Consider the following 15682-nt stretch of genomic DNA (forward strand, 5'->3'; position numbering starts at 1 on the left):
GGAGAATGGTGTGAAAAATTTGTGCATTATTTTGATAGTTTTTATAACTAGTATTAATTTTTCAAACGCAAAAATTCAAGATTACAATCCAAACGGCAAAGAAGAATATATTTTTGATGAAAATAATGCTAATGCAATTGCAAATAATGGTTATATGGATCTAAACAAAAGTACAAAACCAAAGTCTTCAGTCAAACTACCTTATGATAAATATAAAGGTATGCGGAGTTATATACAAAAAGAAATAAAGGGTGATCCTTGGATATATTATCAATTGCATTTACAAAATGGAGAAAATTATTATATCTGGCAACTTCCTAGTGAGTCCGAAAAGGTTGGTGGATCTTTAAATAGGTTTATAACAAAGTATGAAGTATATAAAAATCTTAAAGGCAAAATTTCAGAAATCTCTAATATAAAATTATCTAATACAATAAAAGTTGATAAAGTGCTAACCGAAGGAGATAAAATATTTAGCGTAGTTCTATCTAATGGCGCTAAATATTTTGGAAATAGTTTAGAAGATGCACAGATGCTATTATCAAAAATTACAGATGAAAATGATAAAGATGAGGTTTTGAATATATTAAATACAGATGATATATTTCTCTCATATGATAAGATTGAAAACACGTTTTTCTTAACAATGGATGTAAATTCACCACCTATTTCTATGTTTGTAAAAATCATAGATGGAAAAGAATTACTTTTAATAACAAGAGTTTTGTATACAGGAAAAGATTGGCTTTTTTCTAAAAAATTTTTAATTTATCAAAATGATAAAAAATTCATAAAAAGTAATATTGATTTTAATCGTGAAGTTAAATATGGAGTAAAGGAATATTACCATTTTAAAGCAAATAATAATTATGTGGATTATATAAAAAGCCTTACTGATACAGATGATACTTTAATACGATTTTATGGTGAAAACAGCTATAGCGATAAGACGGTAGATTCCAAAAAGATTAATAGAATGAAAAAAGTTATTCGGTTGTATGAGATTTTAGAAAAATACTATAAATAATATTTACCGTTAGTGTAATTTTTATTATCTGGAGAAAATATGCTGTCACAAATACAATTCGATAAGTTATTTAATTTGTTTGTTAATATATGCAGATCGCATCAAGCAACACCAGTACGAACAGAAACCGAATCATCTGCTAACGAAATACATGCTTTTTATATCTATGTTGATGCTGATCTTGATAGCATTGTTAATATGAATTTTGAATTAGCAGAAAAAATAACATCAGATTATGATTTAAATTGCATTAAATTCGTTATTGTATTTAAAAAGAATTAAACATAAAAATTAATAAACAAGACCGCTTAATTGCGGTTTTTTTATGTCTGGAGAAAACTATGGAAACATTTCACTGGCAAGTTTCGCCGAATATGAGTGAAAAAGCTGAGCCGAGGATAAAAACCATTAAGCTTGGCGACGGCTACGAGCAACGAATTAAAGACGGCATTAACAACGACTTGCGCTCATACAGTGTCACGCTAAAAGTAGCACGAGAAGATGCGCAACACATCAATGACTTTTTAACACGCCACGGCGGATTGTATGCATTTAAATGGAGAGAGCCTAACTCTCATCGGTTAATTACTGTTAAATGCCCAAGCTGGACATCTAACGTTATGAACACAGCAACAACAATAACAGCAACATTCGAGGAAGTAGTCGCATGATCCCCAAAAAAATGTTACTTGATATAACTAAAATAGCGCAAGATGCGATTCTTGATTTGTATGAAGTCGATTTAACGAAGATCGTGGGTAATAAAACGATATTTCGATTTCATAACGGATTAAATGAGCTGAGACGCCCGATAACATGGCAGGGTAATATTTATGAGCCATATCCTATTAAAGTTGATGGTTTTGAAAAGAGTGGGCAAGGTGTAAGTAACCGCCCGACAATGAGCGTTAGCAATGCAATGGGTTTTGTTACTGGCTTAATTGCCGATTTTGACGGCTTACTTGGCGCAGTTGTCACCCGTCACGAAGTACCAGTTAAATATCTGGATGCGGTGAATTTCGAGAACAGCAATCAATATGCCGATCCGTTTTGCGAAATCATCTCAAATTATGTCATCGAACAAGTTAAACAACAAAATTCGATGGTTGTTACGTTTGAATTAGCGTTACCGTGCGAGTCTGACGGCGCCTTAATTCCTGCTCGTGTTATTGTCGCTAATACCTGTAGCTGGATATATCGCTCGTCGGAATGCGGTTACACAGGTGGACCTGTAGCTGATGAATTTGATAAACCGACTAATGACATCACAAAAGACAAATGTAGCGGTTGCCTTACTGGCTGTAAACTGCGTTATGGCCAACATGGTATTCTTCCATTCGGTGGTTTTCCAACTGCCGCTAAACTCTCTTAATTATGAAAACACAAATACTTAATCACGCTAAACAATGCGGTGAGGCTGAGTGCTGCGGATTTGTTATTGATAATAAATCCTATCTGCCATGCAACAATATCTCACCCACACCAACCGAAACATTCGAAATTTCGTCAGATGACTGGATTAGAGCCGAACAACAGGGCGAAATAACTGCAATTGTTCACTCTCACCCAAACGGCTTACCGATACTCAGCCAAGCCGACCAGTTTTATCAGCAACAAACGGGAGTAGATTGGTGGCTAGTTTGCAACAAGCAAATTCACAAATTCAGATACATTAAGCCGTTACTCGGTCGTGAATTCAAGCACGGTGAAACTGACTGCTTAACGCTAGTACGAGATGCGTACATGTTAACAGGTATCGATTTACCTGATTATGAGCGTCAAGATGATTGGTGGCATAACGGGCAAAATCTCTACTTAGATTTATTACCGAAAAATGAGTTTGAACAAGTTGAGGATGTCCAAGAGGGCGACATTGTTTTAGTCTGCCTCGGCTCAACAACACCTAATCATGCAGCTATCTATATCGGCAATCAATTCATCCTACATCACTGCCCAAACCGCTTATCGAAAAGAGATTTATATGACGGGTTTTGGCTTAAGTACACACATTCAATCTGGGGACACAAACAATGGCAATCGTTAAACTTTACGGCAATCTTAAACAATATGGCGATAAGTTCAATATGAGCGTAGAAACAGCAGCGGAAGCGATGAATGGTTTGTATTGCCAGATAAAAGGCTTGAAAAAGCAGATTATGGATGGCTATTTCCGCGTACGAATTAACGGCGTAGATATGAACGAGGACAATTTACGGTTTGGTCTACACAGTCGAATTCCACAAGATGCCGTTATTCATATTGTCCCCCAAGTTGCTGGAGCTAAAGGTGGTTTTTTAAGCGCTATAGCAGGAGCGGTCATGGTTGTTGTTGGTGCGTGGACTGGTCAATATTGGTTAGTTGGAATGGGCGTCGGGATGATGGTCGGCGGTGTGGCCATGATGCTAACCAAATTGCCAAAAACGGACAAATCAGCAGACGGCGGTACTAATAAAAACACCTATTTTTCTAATCTGGATAATACGATAGCACAAGGTGCGCCAGTACCACTTTGCTATGGATTAACAAAAATCGGCTCTAAAGTACTATCACAAGGGCTTGAAACATTAGACGACGCAACGAATACAGATAAAAAACCAACAACACCAATTCCGTGGGCGGAAATCATAAAGGGGAAGGAAAATGGGTAAAGGTTCAGGAAAAGCAAAAACGCCAAAGGAAGCGCAGGATAACCTCAAGTCACACCAACAGCTTAGTATTATTGATTTGTTATGCGAAGGACAGATAGAGGGTCCAGCAAACGGTCTACAAAGCATATTTTTAAATGATACGCCAATTCAAGCGCCCGATGGTTCGTACAATTTTAACGGCGTTAATGTTGAATGGACGGCAGGCATTCAAGCGCAAGCACCGCTTGAAGGTTTTCCTGCCACTGAAAATGAAGTGCCTGTTAATCTTGAAGTAAAAGCAACAACGCCGATTGTACGTACTATTACCGACCCGAACATTGATAGAGTACGTGTTACGGTTGGGGTGCAGTCGTTAAGCTCAACCGATAACAAGGGAAATATTAACCGAACCTCAGTATCAATGGAAATTCAAATCGGTGTGGGCAGTATATGGAAAACGGTAAAAAAGGTTGATTTAATCGATAAAAAAACACGCTCGCAGTATTTAACTTCGGTTATTTTAGATGATTTACCACCGAAACCGTTTAATATTCGGGTATTGCGCAGAACGCCAGATAGTACATCATCATTATTAGTCAATAACACACTATGGAGTTCGTATACTGAAATCTACGATACTAAATTTTCATACCCGAATACCGCAGTTGTTGGATTAAAATTCGATTCATCGCAGTTTAGCGGTGTACCTCGTCGTAACTATCTCATTAAAGGGATGATAGTTAAAGTGCCTGATAACTACACTCCCGAAACGAGAGAGTATAAGGGCTTTTGGTCGGGTAATTTTAAATTGGCTTGGACCAATAATCCTGCGTGGATATTTTACGATATTTTGACTAATGCACGTTACGGTATGGGTAATCGTATTGGTCAATTTGGTGTTGATAAATTTGCTTTATACACTATCGCTCAATATTGCGACCAGTTAGTCGATGACGGTTTCGGCGGCAAAGAACCAAGATTTACATGCAACTGTTACATTACCGAGCAACGCCAAGCGTATGATGTGATTCACGACCTGTGCTCAATCTTTCGAGCTATGCCGATTTGGGACGGTACGCAGTACACTGCAGTGATGGATAGACCAAGCGACCCTGTGGCAATTTATGCAAATGCAAACGTGGTAGAAGGGCAGTTCAACTACACCTCAGCAGCGCAAAAATCACGGCATACGGCTGTGCATGTGCGTTATATTGACCCGAATAACAATTGGGAAACAACAACTGAGTACGTTGCCGATGATGAGTTAATCAAACGATTTGGGCTGAATGTTGCGCAAATTGATGCGTTCGGTTGTACGTCACGAGGACAGGCGCATAGAGTTGGTAAATGGCTAATTCAAACTGAAAAATTGGAAACACAAACCGTCACCTTTTCGGTAGGTCGTGAGGGTATTCGCCATTTACCCGGCGATATTATCGGTATTGCTGATAATGATTTTTTGGGTACAACCATTGGTGGGCGAATTTTAGAAGCTAATGGTAGCACGATTACGTTAGACCGTGACATTGACATTAATAACATGAAAAGTGCGTATTTAAGTGTGACTGACACAAATATGCAACTACAAAAAGTCAAAATCCAAGCACAGATTAAACCCAATAAGCTTGTTTTAGTAAGCAATGTTAATGTCGATGAATATTCTGTTTGGGGTCTATATGACAATAAAATCAAACCACGCTTGTTCAAAGCAATAACCATTGCTGAAAACAGTGATGGCACTTACTCAATCACCGCGTTACAACATGAGCCAAAGAAAGAAGAAATTGTTGATAACGGCGCTAAATTCGAAGCTGAGAGTAATACAATTTTTGGCTGGTCGATTCCACCCGTTGAACAACTGCAAGCCGAGATTATCCCCGAATCTGATTTATATCAAGCTCGCTTGTCATGGTCTACACCGAGAACAATTCAAAACTTGAAGTTTGAAGTAAAAGTGTATCGTGATGATAAATTGATTAGCAGGGAAACGGTTAACGATACCGAGTATTATTTATCAGACCTGCAACAAGGCAAGTTTATCGCAACAGTTAGAGGGGTAGCGGAAGATGGACGATTAGGCGATGAAACCACGATTGCTTTTTCGATTCTGCCGCCGTCTAAACCATCAGGCTTGGTACTCACGCCAAGTAGTTTTAATGTAGCGATTCGCCCTGTTATGACGTCTGTATCCAGTCTAGGTACACAATTCGAATTCTACAAAGGTACAACAAAGTCCGAAGTTGAAGCAAAAACCAATTATCTTGGTCGAGCTATGACGCTTACCGATGTTGATTGCCAGCCAGACACTGAATATTGGTACGGTGTAAATGCGGTTAATGTTGTCGGTCGTTCAGAAATGTTCATTGCTAACACAAAAACTTTAATTGCAGAAAACGGGGCAGGGGGATTATTTAGAATTCAAACGGGAGATGGTAGATTTCCAGCTAATAATGATGATGCTACATTGATGTTTTATCGTGAATTCGGATTTTATCCAGCTCGTGATACCACATTAATTATCTACTCATTAGATGGTGTGGGGAAAGTTGCACATTCAGAAGCCCGCATGTACAACGGCGCACAATGGATTGAGCCTGCTATGTTTTTAGATGGTGATTTAATTGCTACTGGCACTATGCGAGGTGATAGATTAATTGCTGGCACTGAAATCAAAGCACCGTTAATTACGGGTGGCAGGATGGTTGCGGGTAATGTTATCAGTGCAGGTAATCCCCCTGCTTTTGAATTACTAGAAGACGGCACGTTAAACGCTAGACGGGCTAACATCTCAGGCAATATTTATGCGAATTCTGGGCAATTAAACAATGTTGTTATTAATGAGAATTGTCAGATTAAAGGGAAGTTAACGGCAATGCAAATTGTGGGTGATATTGTAAAAATGTACACGTGCGCAAAAAATGGCTCTGTCACTATAGCACCTGAACCGTTCGAACGAGATTTGGTTATACTGCCAGTAACACTGGTCGCAGTTGGGCATGAGGGTGGCGGTAATGACAATCACTGGTATCCAGATTACTGGACATACGGCGCGCTAGATATTGTCATCAGAAATAATGTAAATTCTAAATTTATCGCAATAAAGATAGAGACGTCAAAGATAAATTTAACAGCAAGTGAAACTTTTTTAACAAAAATACCTGCAAATTCAACTTTTGTTGTTAGCACTCGAACGCCAGACAAACGCAAACAAAATGGTATACCAAATTTCATTACGATTATGACATTAAAAAAATAACAACCGCCTAGTGCGGTTTTTATCATCTGGAGAAATTAAAATTATGGCCAAAATATCAGGCGTTTTGACCGACGGTGCGGGTAATATTATTAATAACTGCACTATCGAGTTATACGCAAAAAAAACAACAAGCAAAGTACTAACACAAACACAAGTATTTCAAGTCGCAAACAATGGTAGTTACACAATGAACGTTTTGCCGTGTGACTATGAAGTAAAGCTGATTATAAATGGGTTTCCGCCGAAGAGGCTCGGCACTATTCAAGTATTTTCAGATTCAAAAGATGGCTCATTAAATGATTTTTTATTGAATCCACCTGAAAGTGAAATTACACCAGCAATACTGCAACAAGTTGTTAATGCTCGCAATGCAGCAAAAAAATCGGCTGATGACGCAAAAAAATGGGCATCAACAATTGATACATCTAAACTTGTAAAAAAATCAGGCGATGAAATAACTGGACAGATGCGTTTTTCGCCGACGTCGTACGGAATAAAATTTTTTCACGAAAATGGAAATGAACTCGTAATGCGACCGTCCGGTGATAGTTTTATATACGCATACTATAATGCTGAGTTAGATAAGTGGGCGAATAAATTACGATATGTTAGTAGTAGCAACACGTGGCGTTTTGAAAATATTGATGATGTAACAATTAACAATAAATCAGTATTGAAAAAAGGGGATTATGGGCTTGGTTCAAACACCGGTATCCCCGTTTCTAATTTAGATGATAAATTAGAAACGGCGTTTTATTTTACAACGACAGATAAAATAAATGGTTTGCCGTTTAACGGCGGCAAAAGCACTGCATCGTTGTTGCCGTTGCCTACATCCTCAGCGACATGGGGCGTCGAAATGCTCTCAGTCATAAACAGTAAAACCCCTAAAATTTTCTATCGATGTTCTACATCAAGAGGCAAAGAAAACTGGTATGAAGCAATTACAACTGCAAACTCAACAGTAGATAGTAATGGTTTTCTGAAAAAAGCATCGCCGATATTAAGACTGTTTGCAAATGATAACATTGAGGAAGTTGATGGTTTCAAAAAATCAGGTTGTGCTTTAGTTAACGATTTGGCTAGCGGTGTAACAGCTACACGTATTGAAGTTGGTCATTACGAAATCCACGGCTCTTTAGGCTTTGCAAAAGAGGGCTGGTACATCACGTTACCCGAAGATGCCAACGGAAATAAAAAATTCTTTGCTGAGTATTCAGTTGATGAAAATAATATCATCACAGTTAAAACGTATACTAAAAAATTTGACTTTGAAAGCTGTCAGATTGTCGCAGGAAAACCGATTGATATAACTGATGGTAGATGGATTGATGTTCGATTAGAAATGCCCGTTATTGAAGTGATTGAAAATGAAGAGCCGATACCGAGCACGTTAAATCCAGTTATAGTTAGCGAGGTATCGGATGATATTTGATGAATCAGATGAAATTCATTGTGCTTTTTTAAAGGGTGGTGAAAAAATCCGCATTTTAAAACCGCTAATTGCACGTCCAATTATCAATGGTGAGCAAGTTGAAATTGTTGTTAAAAAAGGATTTGTTAGCGACGGTGATTCAACAAAGTATGCTAAATTCATGTTTCCGAAATTCAATAAAGCGTTAAAAGCGGCAATATTGCACGATTACATGTACGGGAAAGCACTATTTACTCGAAAAATTGCAGATGATATTTATCTGCAAGCTAACACTGAACTGAATGTTAGTTTTTGGCGAAGATATGTAAAATATTTCGCTGTTAGATTGTTCGGCTCTGGTAACTATCGATAACAAACACACTATCAATCTTCAACGGCGTCATGTAGCATCACAAAATCGGCGATATCGTATAGCGTTTTTGCTGTTTGATAGAACACGTAATTGTGATCTTCTTCGTTGTTGATAATGTAGCACTTCCCGATAGCCCTATTTCGAAATCGTGTAATCATATATATGTTGTATTGAAGTATAAAAGTGAGTACATATTTGAGTACAGATTTAATTGCGTTTGAAGTTAAAATCTATAATAAACAAAGTTATACGTTAGATGTTTCATAATCGTGGAAGTAAAAAGTTGGCTGTTCTTGGTTATTTTTCATTGTGTAACCATATATTTTATGTTTTCTGTCAAGAAACTCATAAATTTCATTATATATACTCAAAATAATCAGCTTCTTTTCCCCATTTTATAGGGGGCTTAGAATAATTTATTATTAGCAAGGTAGAAATTAATCAATTCAAAATTTTGAATGATTTAAAATGAGTATAATTTATTCTTAATTAGTTGGTGCACTTTCGATAATATCTGCTAGTTTTTCGAGTGTTAGCCTTAAAAATTTTGGCATAGCTTCCAACTCAATAGAATCCATTAAATTTTTTACATATAACCCCAATTCAGTATCACCTTCAACAATCAAGCGACGTTGAAAAAATAGTGAATCGGGATCTTGTCGTCTAGTTGCTATCATAATCAAATCATTAGCATTACCTATAAAGCTTACATCAGCAATTTCTTCCCGGCTAACAACTAATTTGTTATCGATTAAACTAACAAACCACACAAGCTCTAGATCAGTAACTTGAATTTTAAGCCAACGATTTTCTAAAAAATCTAGATCACCATCTTGTAGAGAATGTTCAAATTGTAATTTCAATAATTGTTCTATGGTTTGTTTTTTGACATTAAAAGGAATGTATCGTAAGGTAAGCCCCAAAATATGGGGCGCTTTATTGACAAACTGTGAATGAATTTTGTTTAGAATTTGGCTTTTTGCTCCAATCATTTATGCATCCCCAGAAATCATTTTTTCATAAATATCCAGATCGTTATTTAAATGTTCATAAACTTCTTCGCTCACTTCATTACGAACTTTCATTTGTAGTAAAGCTGTACGTTCTGCACCAATTGCAACTAGACGCATACGTCTTTCTAAGTTTTCAGCCTCTAGTGCTTTTTGTTCTAAATCTTTAAGTCCAGTTCGGCGTCTTAATGAACCAATGACACGAGAACCAATTTCATGTATAATTTCCTGATCTAAGCCAGATTCAGACGTTTCTTGCAATAAATTATTTTGCATTTTTTCAAGACTGATAATCGCTTCTTCTGCCATTTGACCTTTAACTGATAAAATTTCATTTTTTTGTTCAGAATTATCTAAAATTACACTACCTCGTAACAAGATAGGTAAGATTATCACCGCTGCAATCAATGATATTAATATGATACCTGTCGCAATAAAGACCAGTTGATAACGTCCATTAATTGTCATTGGAATAGATAAAACACCAGCTAGAGTGATAGCTCCTCTAACGCCAGCAAATGTTGAAATTAAAAGATCTCTGGTTGAGTATGCCCTAAATGCAAGAGGTCTCTTAGTTCCAAAAGGCATCGTTGGCATATGTTTCATTGACCATAACCAAGCAAATCTAGTTCCCATCAATACAGCAAAAACGAATAAAACAATTAAACATAGTTGCCATACCTCAATTGAGGTATCAATTTGGTTTTCTACAAAAGTATTATTAAAAATGCTTGGTAGTTGAATACCTAATAAAACAAATACAAATCCATTAAACACAAAGGTTAACATTGACCATGTACTATCTGATTGCAAACGTGCAGTTAAAGGTGCGTTTCGCATCATTCCAGAATGATTGACTGTCATACCTGCGCTTACTGCTGCTAAAATACCAGAGCAATGACATTCCTCAGCAATGATATAGGCGGCAAAAGGTAGTAAAAATAGTAATACTATTTGAATAGCGGGATCATTGTGAGTAAGCTTATTTATTTTACGTAAGATACGTGCATATAACCAAGTAAATAAAACACCAATAGCTAATCCACCAATAGCAACTACAAAAAACTGGACACTAACATCAAAGATATTGAATACTGCATCACCAACGGCAATAGCAATAGCAAATTTTAAAGAAACCAAACCTGAAGCATCATTCATCAATGCTTCACCTTCGATGATTTCCATCTTTTCTTTTTCAATACGACCTTTACCTACAATTCCACTTAATGCTACGGCATCTGTTGGCGATAAAACTGCTGCTAATGCAAATGTTGCAGCTAGATCGATTCCTTTTGGTAACATCCAATAAAGTAAATAACCAACAGCTACAATTGTTATTACAACTAAAACTAGCGCTAGCCCAACAATTTCTCTAACATTGTGCACAAAATCTTTTACCGATGTTTTGCGCCCATCGGCAAAGAGTAAAGGTGGAATGAATAAAACAAGAAATAACTCTGGGTCAAATTTGACATAAACTCCAAAGGCAGCCAATATACAACCTAATAATATTTGCATTAGAGGCAATGGGATTTGTATTGGTAGCATTTTAATAACAACACCAGAAAGTGATACAATTAAAACTAGTAGTAAAATTATTGAAAAAAGATCCATAGTTCCTCTTTTATTTATCCTATAATCCTATTGTTTACATTGATTATATCGGATCTTCAACTAAATTTCAGTTGAAAATTTCATAGATTTATCTAAATTTTACTCAGATACAATTATTAACCAAGAAACAGTAGTGTAATTGAAAGGTATTTTGAATGGAAAATTGGCAAAGAGCATTTATACTACATACTCGTTCTTATACTGAAACTAGTTTATTAGTCGATCTATTTGTTGAAAATATCGGAAAAGTAAAGGTATTAGCTAAAGGTGCTAAACGAAAAAGCTCTGCCTTGAAAGGTATGTTGCAACCTTTTACTCCACTTATTGTGCAATACTCAGGCCAAGGTGAAATAAAAACATTGCGTCAGGTTGAAGCTATGTCGCTTGCATTGCCATTGGTATCTGTTTTTTTGTATAGCGCATTTTATTTAAATGAACTATTACATCGAGTTTTAGTTGCAGAAGCAGAATTGCCAACTCTTTTTGATGATTATCTAAAAAGTCTGCAACAATTAGCCCAACAGGTTCCTGCTGAAAATGTGTTGCGAGCTTTTGAATTATCGTTATTAGAAAATTTAGGATATCACGTTGATTTTTTTCACTGCTGTGTAACTGGCGATGACATTGTTAAATCGATGTATTATCAATATCAATCGGAAAAAGGATTTATCAGTAGTTTATTACAAAATAGCATCAGCTTTACTGGCGAGCAGGTTTTAGCTTTAGGAAAACGTCAATTTGATAATATCGATACGTTAAAAGCAGCTAAACGCTTTACTAGGATGGCGTTGAAACCTTATGTAGGATCAAAACCATTCAAAAGCAGAGAGCTATTTCTAAAAATTTAGTTTTGCTAATTTGGCTGCTCGATTTAAAAGAGTTATTAAATTCATTTCGATGTTGAATTAAGTAATATATCAAGCTGATTAGCAAATTTTTCTCGGTCTTTGCTGGAAAATGGAGCTGAACCTTTAGATTGTATTCCACTTGCTCGCATGGTTTCCATAAAATCTCTCATAATTAATCGTTCTTTAATTGTATCTAGTGTATATTGTTCACCTCGTGGCGTGAGCACTAATGCATTTTTATTTAAAACTTCGGATGCAAGTGGAATGTCTGAGGTAATAACTAAATCATTTTTTTGAACCGACTCAATTATTTTTCTATCTGCTACATCAAATCCTTTTTCAACTAATAAAGTTTTAATATAAGGTGACAAGGGGATAGTTAAACATTGATTTGCAATTAATGTTGTATTTATTGCTTTTCGATTTGCAACTCGATATAAAATCTCTTTAATTGGGTTAGGGCAGGCATCAGCATCAATCCAAATATTCATAGCATATGTGTTCATATTATAAACTTTTATTAGTTAATGATTATAATCTTTGTTATACAAAAATAACCATTTATTTGTAAAAAAGTTTCCGGTAACTATGTGTTTTAGTATATTTATTAAGCTTCATATTAATATGATTCTTTCTATTTTAAATCCAGATGATAAGTGGTAGTATATTCGACCTATTTTTTAAGTAAGCAAGTGCGCTTTCGTGTGGCGCACCACTGTTATAAGGATTTGTTATGCCAATTATTACTCTTCCTGACGGAAGCCAACGTCAATTCGATAAACCCGTTACTGTTTTAGAAGTTGCTCAAAGTATTGGAGCAGGTCTTGCTAAAGCTTGTATAGCTGGGCGTGTAAATGGCGAGCGTAAAGATGCCTGTGATGTCATTGATCAAGATGCAACATTAGCCATCATTACAGCCAAAGATGAAGATGGACTCGAAATTATTCGTCATTCTTGTGCACATTTATTGGGTCACGCAATTAAACAACTATGGCCTAATACACAAATGGCTATTGGTCCAACAATTGATAATGGTTTTTATTATGATGTTGATTTAGATCACTCTTTAACTCAGGAAGACCTTGATGCACTAGAAAAACGCATGCATGAGTTGGCTAAAAAAAATTATGAAGTAAAAAAAGAAGTGGTTAGTTGGGAGCGCGCTAGAGAAGTTTTTTGGGAGCGACATGAACCATACAAAATTGCTATTTTAGATGAAAATATTCCAAAAGATTCAAAACCAGCTCTTTATCATCACGAAGAATATATTGATATGTGTCGTGGACCACATGTACCTAATATGCGTTTTTGCCATCATTTTAAATTGCAAAAAATTGCTGGAGCTTATTGGCGCGGTAACAGTGATAATAAAATGTTACAACGTATTTATGGAACAGCATGGGCAGATAAAAAACAACTTGATAGCTATTTACAATTTTTAGAAGAAGCCGCTAAACGAGATCATCGCAAAATTGGTAAGCAACTAGATCTTTATCATATGCAAGAAGAGGCGCCTGGTATGGTGTTTTGGCATAATGATGGTTGGATTATTTTCCGTGAACTTGAGGTTTTTGTTCGCACTAAATTGAAAGAATACGATTATCAAGAAGTAAAAGGTCCATTTATGATGGATCGTGTTTTGTGGGAAAAAACAGGTCACTGGGGTAATTATAAAGAGTTAATGTTTGTTACTTCTTCTGAAAATCGTGAATATTGTATTAAACCAATGAACTGTCCAGGACATGTACAAATTTTTAATCAAGGCTTAAAATCTTATCGTGATTTACCATTACGTATGGCGGAATTTGGTAGTTGCCATCGTAATGAACCTTCAGGATCTTTACATGGTTTGATGCGCGTTCGAGGTTTTACACAAGATGATGCACATATCTTTTGTACTGAAGATCAAATTCGCAGTGAAGTAAATAGCTGTATCAAAATGGTTTATGATACTTATAGTACTTTCGGTTTTAATGATATTACTGTTAAGTTATCAACCCGTCCTGAAAAACGAATTGGTAAGGATGAAACTTGGGATCTTGCTGAAAAAGATTTAGCTGAATGTTTAACAGAAAATGGCATTGAATTCGAATATTTACCAGGTGAAGGCGCTTTTTATGGCCCAAAAATAGAATTTACCTTGCATGACTGTTTAGGTAGAGCATGGCAATGCGGTACAGTTCAGCTTGATTTTATGCTACCTGAACGTTTAGATGCGACTTATGTAGGTGAAGATAATGAACGTCATGTCCCGGTTATGATTCATAGAGCTATTTTAGGTTCTATGGAGCGTTTTATGGGTATCTTGACTGAAAACTGTGCAGGTCTTTTCCCTACTTGGCTTGCTCCATTGCAAGTTGCAGTAATTAACATTACCGATAATCAAGCTGAATATGCCAAACAATTAACCGCACAATTACAAAAAGTTGGCATTAGAGCAAAAGCGGACTTGAGAAATGAGAAAATAGGGTTTAAAATTCGCGAGCATACTCTAAAACGTGTTCCTTATATGTTTGTTTGTGGAGACAAAGAAATGGAATCAGGAACAATTTCAGTTCGAACTCGTCAAGGTAAAGATCTTGGTAGCTTTGAAGTGAAACATGTTATAGAATTGTTGCTTAACGAAATTCATAGTCGTTCATTAGAACAAATGAATTAATGATAAATTAATTTGGAGGAATGAGATATTAAAGTCAGTAAACGAATTCAGTCAACACGAGCACATAAAATCAATGATGAAATTACAGCTCGTGAGGTGAGGTTAACCGGCGTCGATGGTGAGCAGCTCGGTATAGTAAGCTTAGATGAAGCTTTAAAACAAGCTGAAGAAGCAACTTTAGATTTAGTTGAAATAAGCCCTAATGCAGAGCCACCTGTTTGTCGAATTATGGATTATGGCAAGTTCCTCTATGAAAAGAGTAAAGCAACAAAAGAGCAGAAGAAAAAGCAAAAGGTTGTTCAGGTTAAGGAAATTAAGTTCCGACCTGGTACAGACGAAGGCGACTATCAGGTAAAACTCCGCAGCCTGATTCGCTTTCTTGAAGATGGCGATAAAGCTAAAGTCACGTTACGTTTTCGTGGTCGTGAAATGGCTCACCAACAGTTAGGTTCTGAAATGCTTGATCGTATTAAAAAGGATTTAGCTGATTTGGCGATTATTGAATCTTATCCAACTAAGATTGAAGGTCGACAAATGATTATGGTGCTAGCGCCGAAGAAGAAATAATGGTTTTACAAGCTAATTTTTGATTTATTGAAAGTTACACCATTATTTTATTTTTATTAACAATGCGAAGTGGAAATTAATAAAATGCCTAAAATTAAAACTGTAAGAGGCGCAGCAAAGCGCTTTAAAAAAACAGCTTCTGGTGGCTTTAAGCATAAGCAAGCTAACAAGAGTCATATCTTAACTAAAAAATCAACCAAACGTAAACGTCATTTACGTGGTTTGACAACTGTGTCAAAAGGCGATTTAGGTTTAGTTACTGCGTGTGTTCCATACGCTTAATTTAT

16 protein-coding genes and 1 pseudogene are annotated in these 15682 nt (G+C 36.2%); 13 read left to right on the plus strand and 4 right to left on the minus strand.

Features of this window, described 5'->3' with window-relative positions; all coding sequences use genetic code 11:
* Window positions 1-10 precede the first annotated feature (10 nt).
* The 9 genes and pseudogenes from GYW75_RS02250 to GYW75_RS02290 all read left to right on the plus strand — a co-directional run bounded on the left by GYW75_RS02250 (window position 11) and on the right by GYW75_RS02290 (window position 8697).
* Window positions 11-1027, plus strand: a complete 1017-nt coding sequence (locus GYW75_RS02250; RefSeq protein WP_174798258.1) for a hypothetical protein — start codon at window positions 11-13, stop codon at window positions 1025-1027.
* A gap of 39 nt (window positions 1028-1066) precedes the next feature.
* Window positions 1067-1309 carry a hypothetical protein gene (locus tag GYW75_RS02255; protein ID WP_174798259.1) on the plus strand — a complete coding sequence of 81 codons (243 nt, stop codon included), beginning with the start codon at window positions 1067-1069 and terminating at the stop codon, window positions 1307-1309.
* 59 nt (window positions 1310-1368) lie between these two features.
* Window positions 1369-1698, plus strand: a complete 330-nt coding sequence (locus GYW75_RS02260) for a phage tail protein (RefSeq protein WP_174798260.1) — start codon at window positions 1369-1371, stop codon at window positions 1696-1698.
* Window positions 1695-2399, plus strand: a complete 705-nt coding sequence (locus GYW75_RS02265) for a phage minor tail protein L (RefSeq protein ID WP_174798261.1) — start codon at window positions 1695-1697, stop codon at window positions 2397-2399. Before GYW75_RS02260 ends, GYW75_RS02265 begins: the two co-directional genes overlap by 4 nt.
* A gap of 2 nt (window positions 2400-2401) precedes the next feature.
* The gene (locus GYW75_RS02270) at window positions 2402-3115 is read left to right on the plus strand and encodes a C40 family peptidase (RefSeq protein WP_174798262.1); all 714 of its coding nucleotides are present in this window, start codon (window positions 2402-2404) and stop codon (window positions 3113-3115) included.
* Window positions 3058-3675: a tail assembly protein gene (locus GYW75_RS02275; RefSeq protein ID WP_174798263.1), complete on the plus strand. Its 618-nt coding sequence runs from the start codon at window positions 3058-3060 to the stop codon at window positions 3673-3675. The genes GYW75_RS02270 and GYW75_RS02275 overlap by 58 nt, the downstream gene beginning before the upstream one ends.
* Before the next feature lie 253 nt (window positions 3676-3928).
* Window positions 3929-6910, plus strand: a pseudogene (gene gpJ / locus GYW75_RS02280) (TipJ family phage tail tip protein); the annotation flags it as partial.
* A gap of 43 nt (window positions 6911-6953) precedes the next feature.
* The gene (locus GYW75_RS02285; protein ID WP_174798265.1) at window positions 6954-8345 is read left to right on the plus strand and encodes a phage tail fiber protein; all 1392 of its coding nucleotides are present in this window, start codon (window positions 6954-6956) and stop codon (window positions 8343-8345) included.
* Entirely contained in the window at window positions 8335-8697 is a 363-nt protein-coding gene (locus tag GYW75_RS02290; protein WP_174798266.1) for a DUF1353 domain-containing protein, read from the plus strand. Before GYW75_RS02285 ends, GYW75_RS02290 begins: the two co-directional genes overlap by 11 nt.
* A gap of 11 nt (window positions 8698-8708) precedes the next feature.
* Here GYW75_RS02290 and GYW75_RS02295 read toward each other — a convergent pair whose 3' ends face one another.
* From GYW75_RS02295 to GYW75_RS02305, 3 genes are all read right to left on the minus strand, one after another.
* Window positions 8709-8855, minus strand: coding sequence for a hypothetical protein (locus GYW75_RS02295; protein ID WP_174798267.1), 147 nt, complete (start codon window positions 8853-8855; stop codon window positions 8709-8711).
* Between the two features lie 327 nt (window positions 8856-9182).
* Entirely contained in the window at window positions 9183-9668 is a 486-nt protein-coding gene (gene ubiT, locus GYW75_RS02300) for a ubiquinone anaerobic biosynthesis accessory factor UbiT (RefSeq protein ID WP_174798338.1), read from the minus strand.
* Window positions 9669-9689: 21 nt separating this feature from the next.
* Window positions 9690-11321 (minus strand): Na+/H+ antiporter, encoded by a 1632-nt coding sequence (locus GYW75_RS02305; protein ID WP_065590948.1) that lies wholly within the window; start codon window positions 11319-11321, stop codon window positions 9690-9692.
* 155 nt (window positions 11322-11476) lie between these two features.
* Here GYW75_RS02305 and recO point away from each other — a divergent pair, with 155 nt between their 5' ends.
* On the plus strand, window positions 11477-12169 hold the full coding sequence (gene recO, locus GYW75_RS02310) for a DNA repair protein RecO (RefSeq protein WP_065610871.1): 693 nt from the start codon (window positions 11477-11479) through the stop codon (window positions 12167-12169).
* A gap of 41 nt (window positions 12170-12210) precedes the next feature.
* Here recO and GYW75_RS02315 read toward each other — a convergent pair whose 3' ends face one another.
* Window positions 12211-12660, minus strand: coding sequence for a YaiI/YqxD family protein (locus GYW75_RS02315; RefSeq protein WP_065560286.1), 450 nt, complete (start codon window positions 12658-12660; stop codon window positions 12211-12213).
* A gap of 242 nt (window positions 12661-12902) precedes the next feature.
* On the opposite strand from GYW75_RS02315, the gene thrS reads away from it, so the two are divergent.
* The 3 genes from thrS to rpmI all read left to right on the plus strand — a co-directional run bounded on the left by thrS (window position 12903) and on the right by rpmI (window position 15677).
* The gene (gene thrS / locus GYW75_RS02320; protein ID WP_174798268.1) at window positions 12903-14828 is read left to right on the plus strand and encodes a threonine--tRNA ligase; all 1926 of its coding nucleotides are present in this window, start codon (window positions 12903-12905) and stop codon (window positions 14826-14828) included.
* A 27-nt stretch (window positions 14829-14855) separates the two neighbouring features.
* The gene (gene infC, locus GYW75_RS02325) at window positions 14856-15395 is read left to right on the plus strand and encodes a translation initiation factor IF-3 (protein WP_065590951.1); all 540 of its coding nucleotides are present in this window, start codon (window positions 14856-14858) and stop codon (window positions 15393-15395) included.
* 84 nt (window positions 15396-15479) lie between these two features.
* The gene (gene rpmI / locus GYW75_RS02330) at window positions 15480-15677 is read left to right on the plus strand and encodes a 50S ribosomal protein L35 (RefSeq protein WP_025315575.1); all 198 of its coding nucleotides are present in this window, start codon (window positions 15480-15482) and stop codon (window positions 15675-15677) included.
* The last annotated feature ends 5 nt before the right edge of the window (window positions 15678-15682 follow it).

This window comes from Gilliamella sp. ESL0232 (assembly GCF_013346885.1).
GTDB lineage: Bacteria > Pseudomonadota > Gammaproteobacteria > Enterobacterales > Orbaceae > Gilliamella > Gilliamella bombi.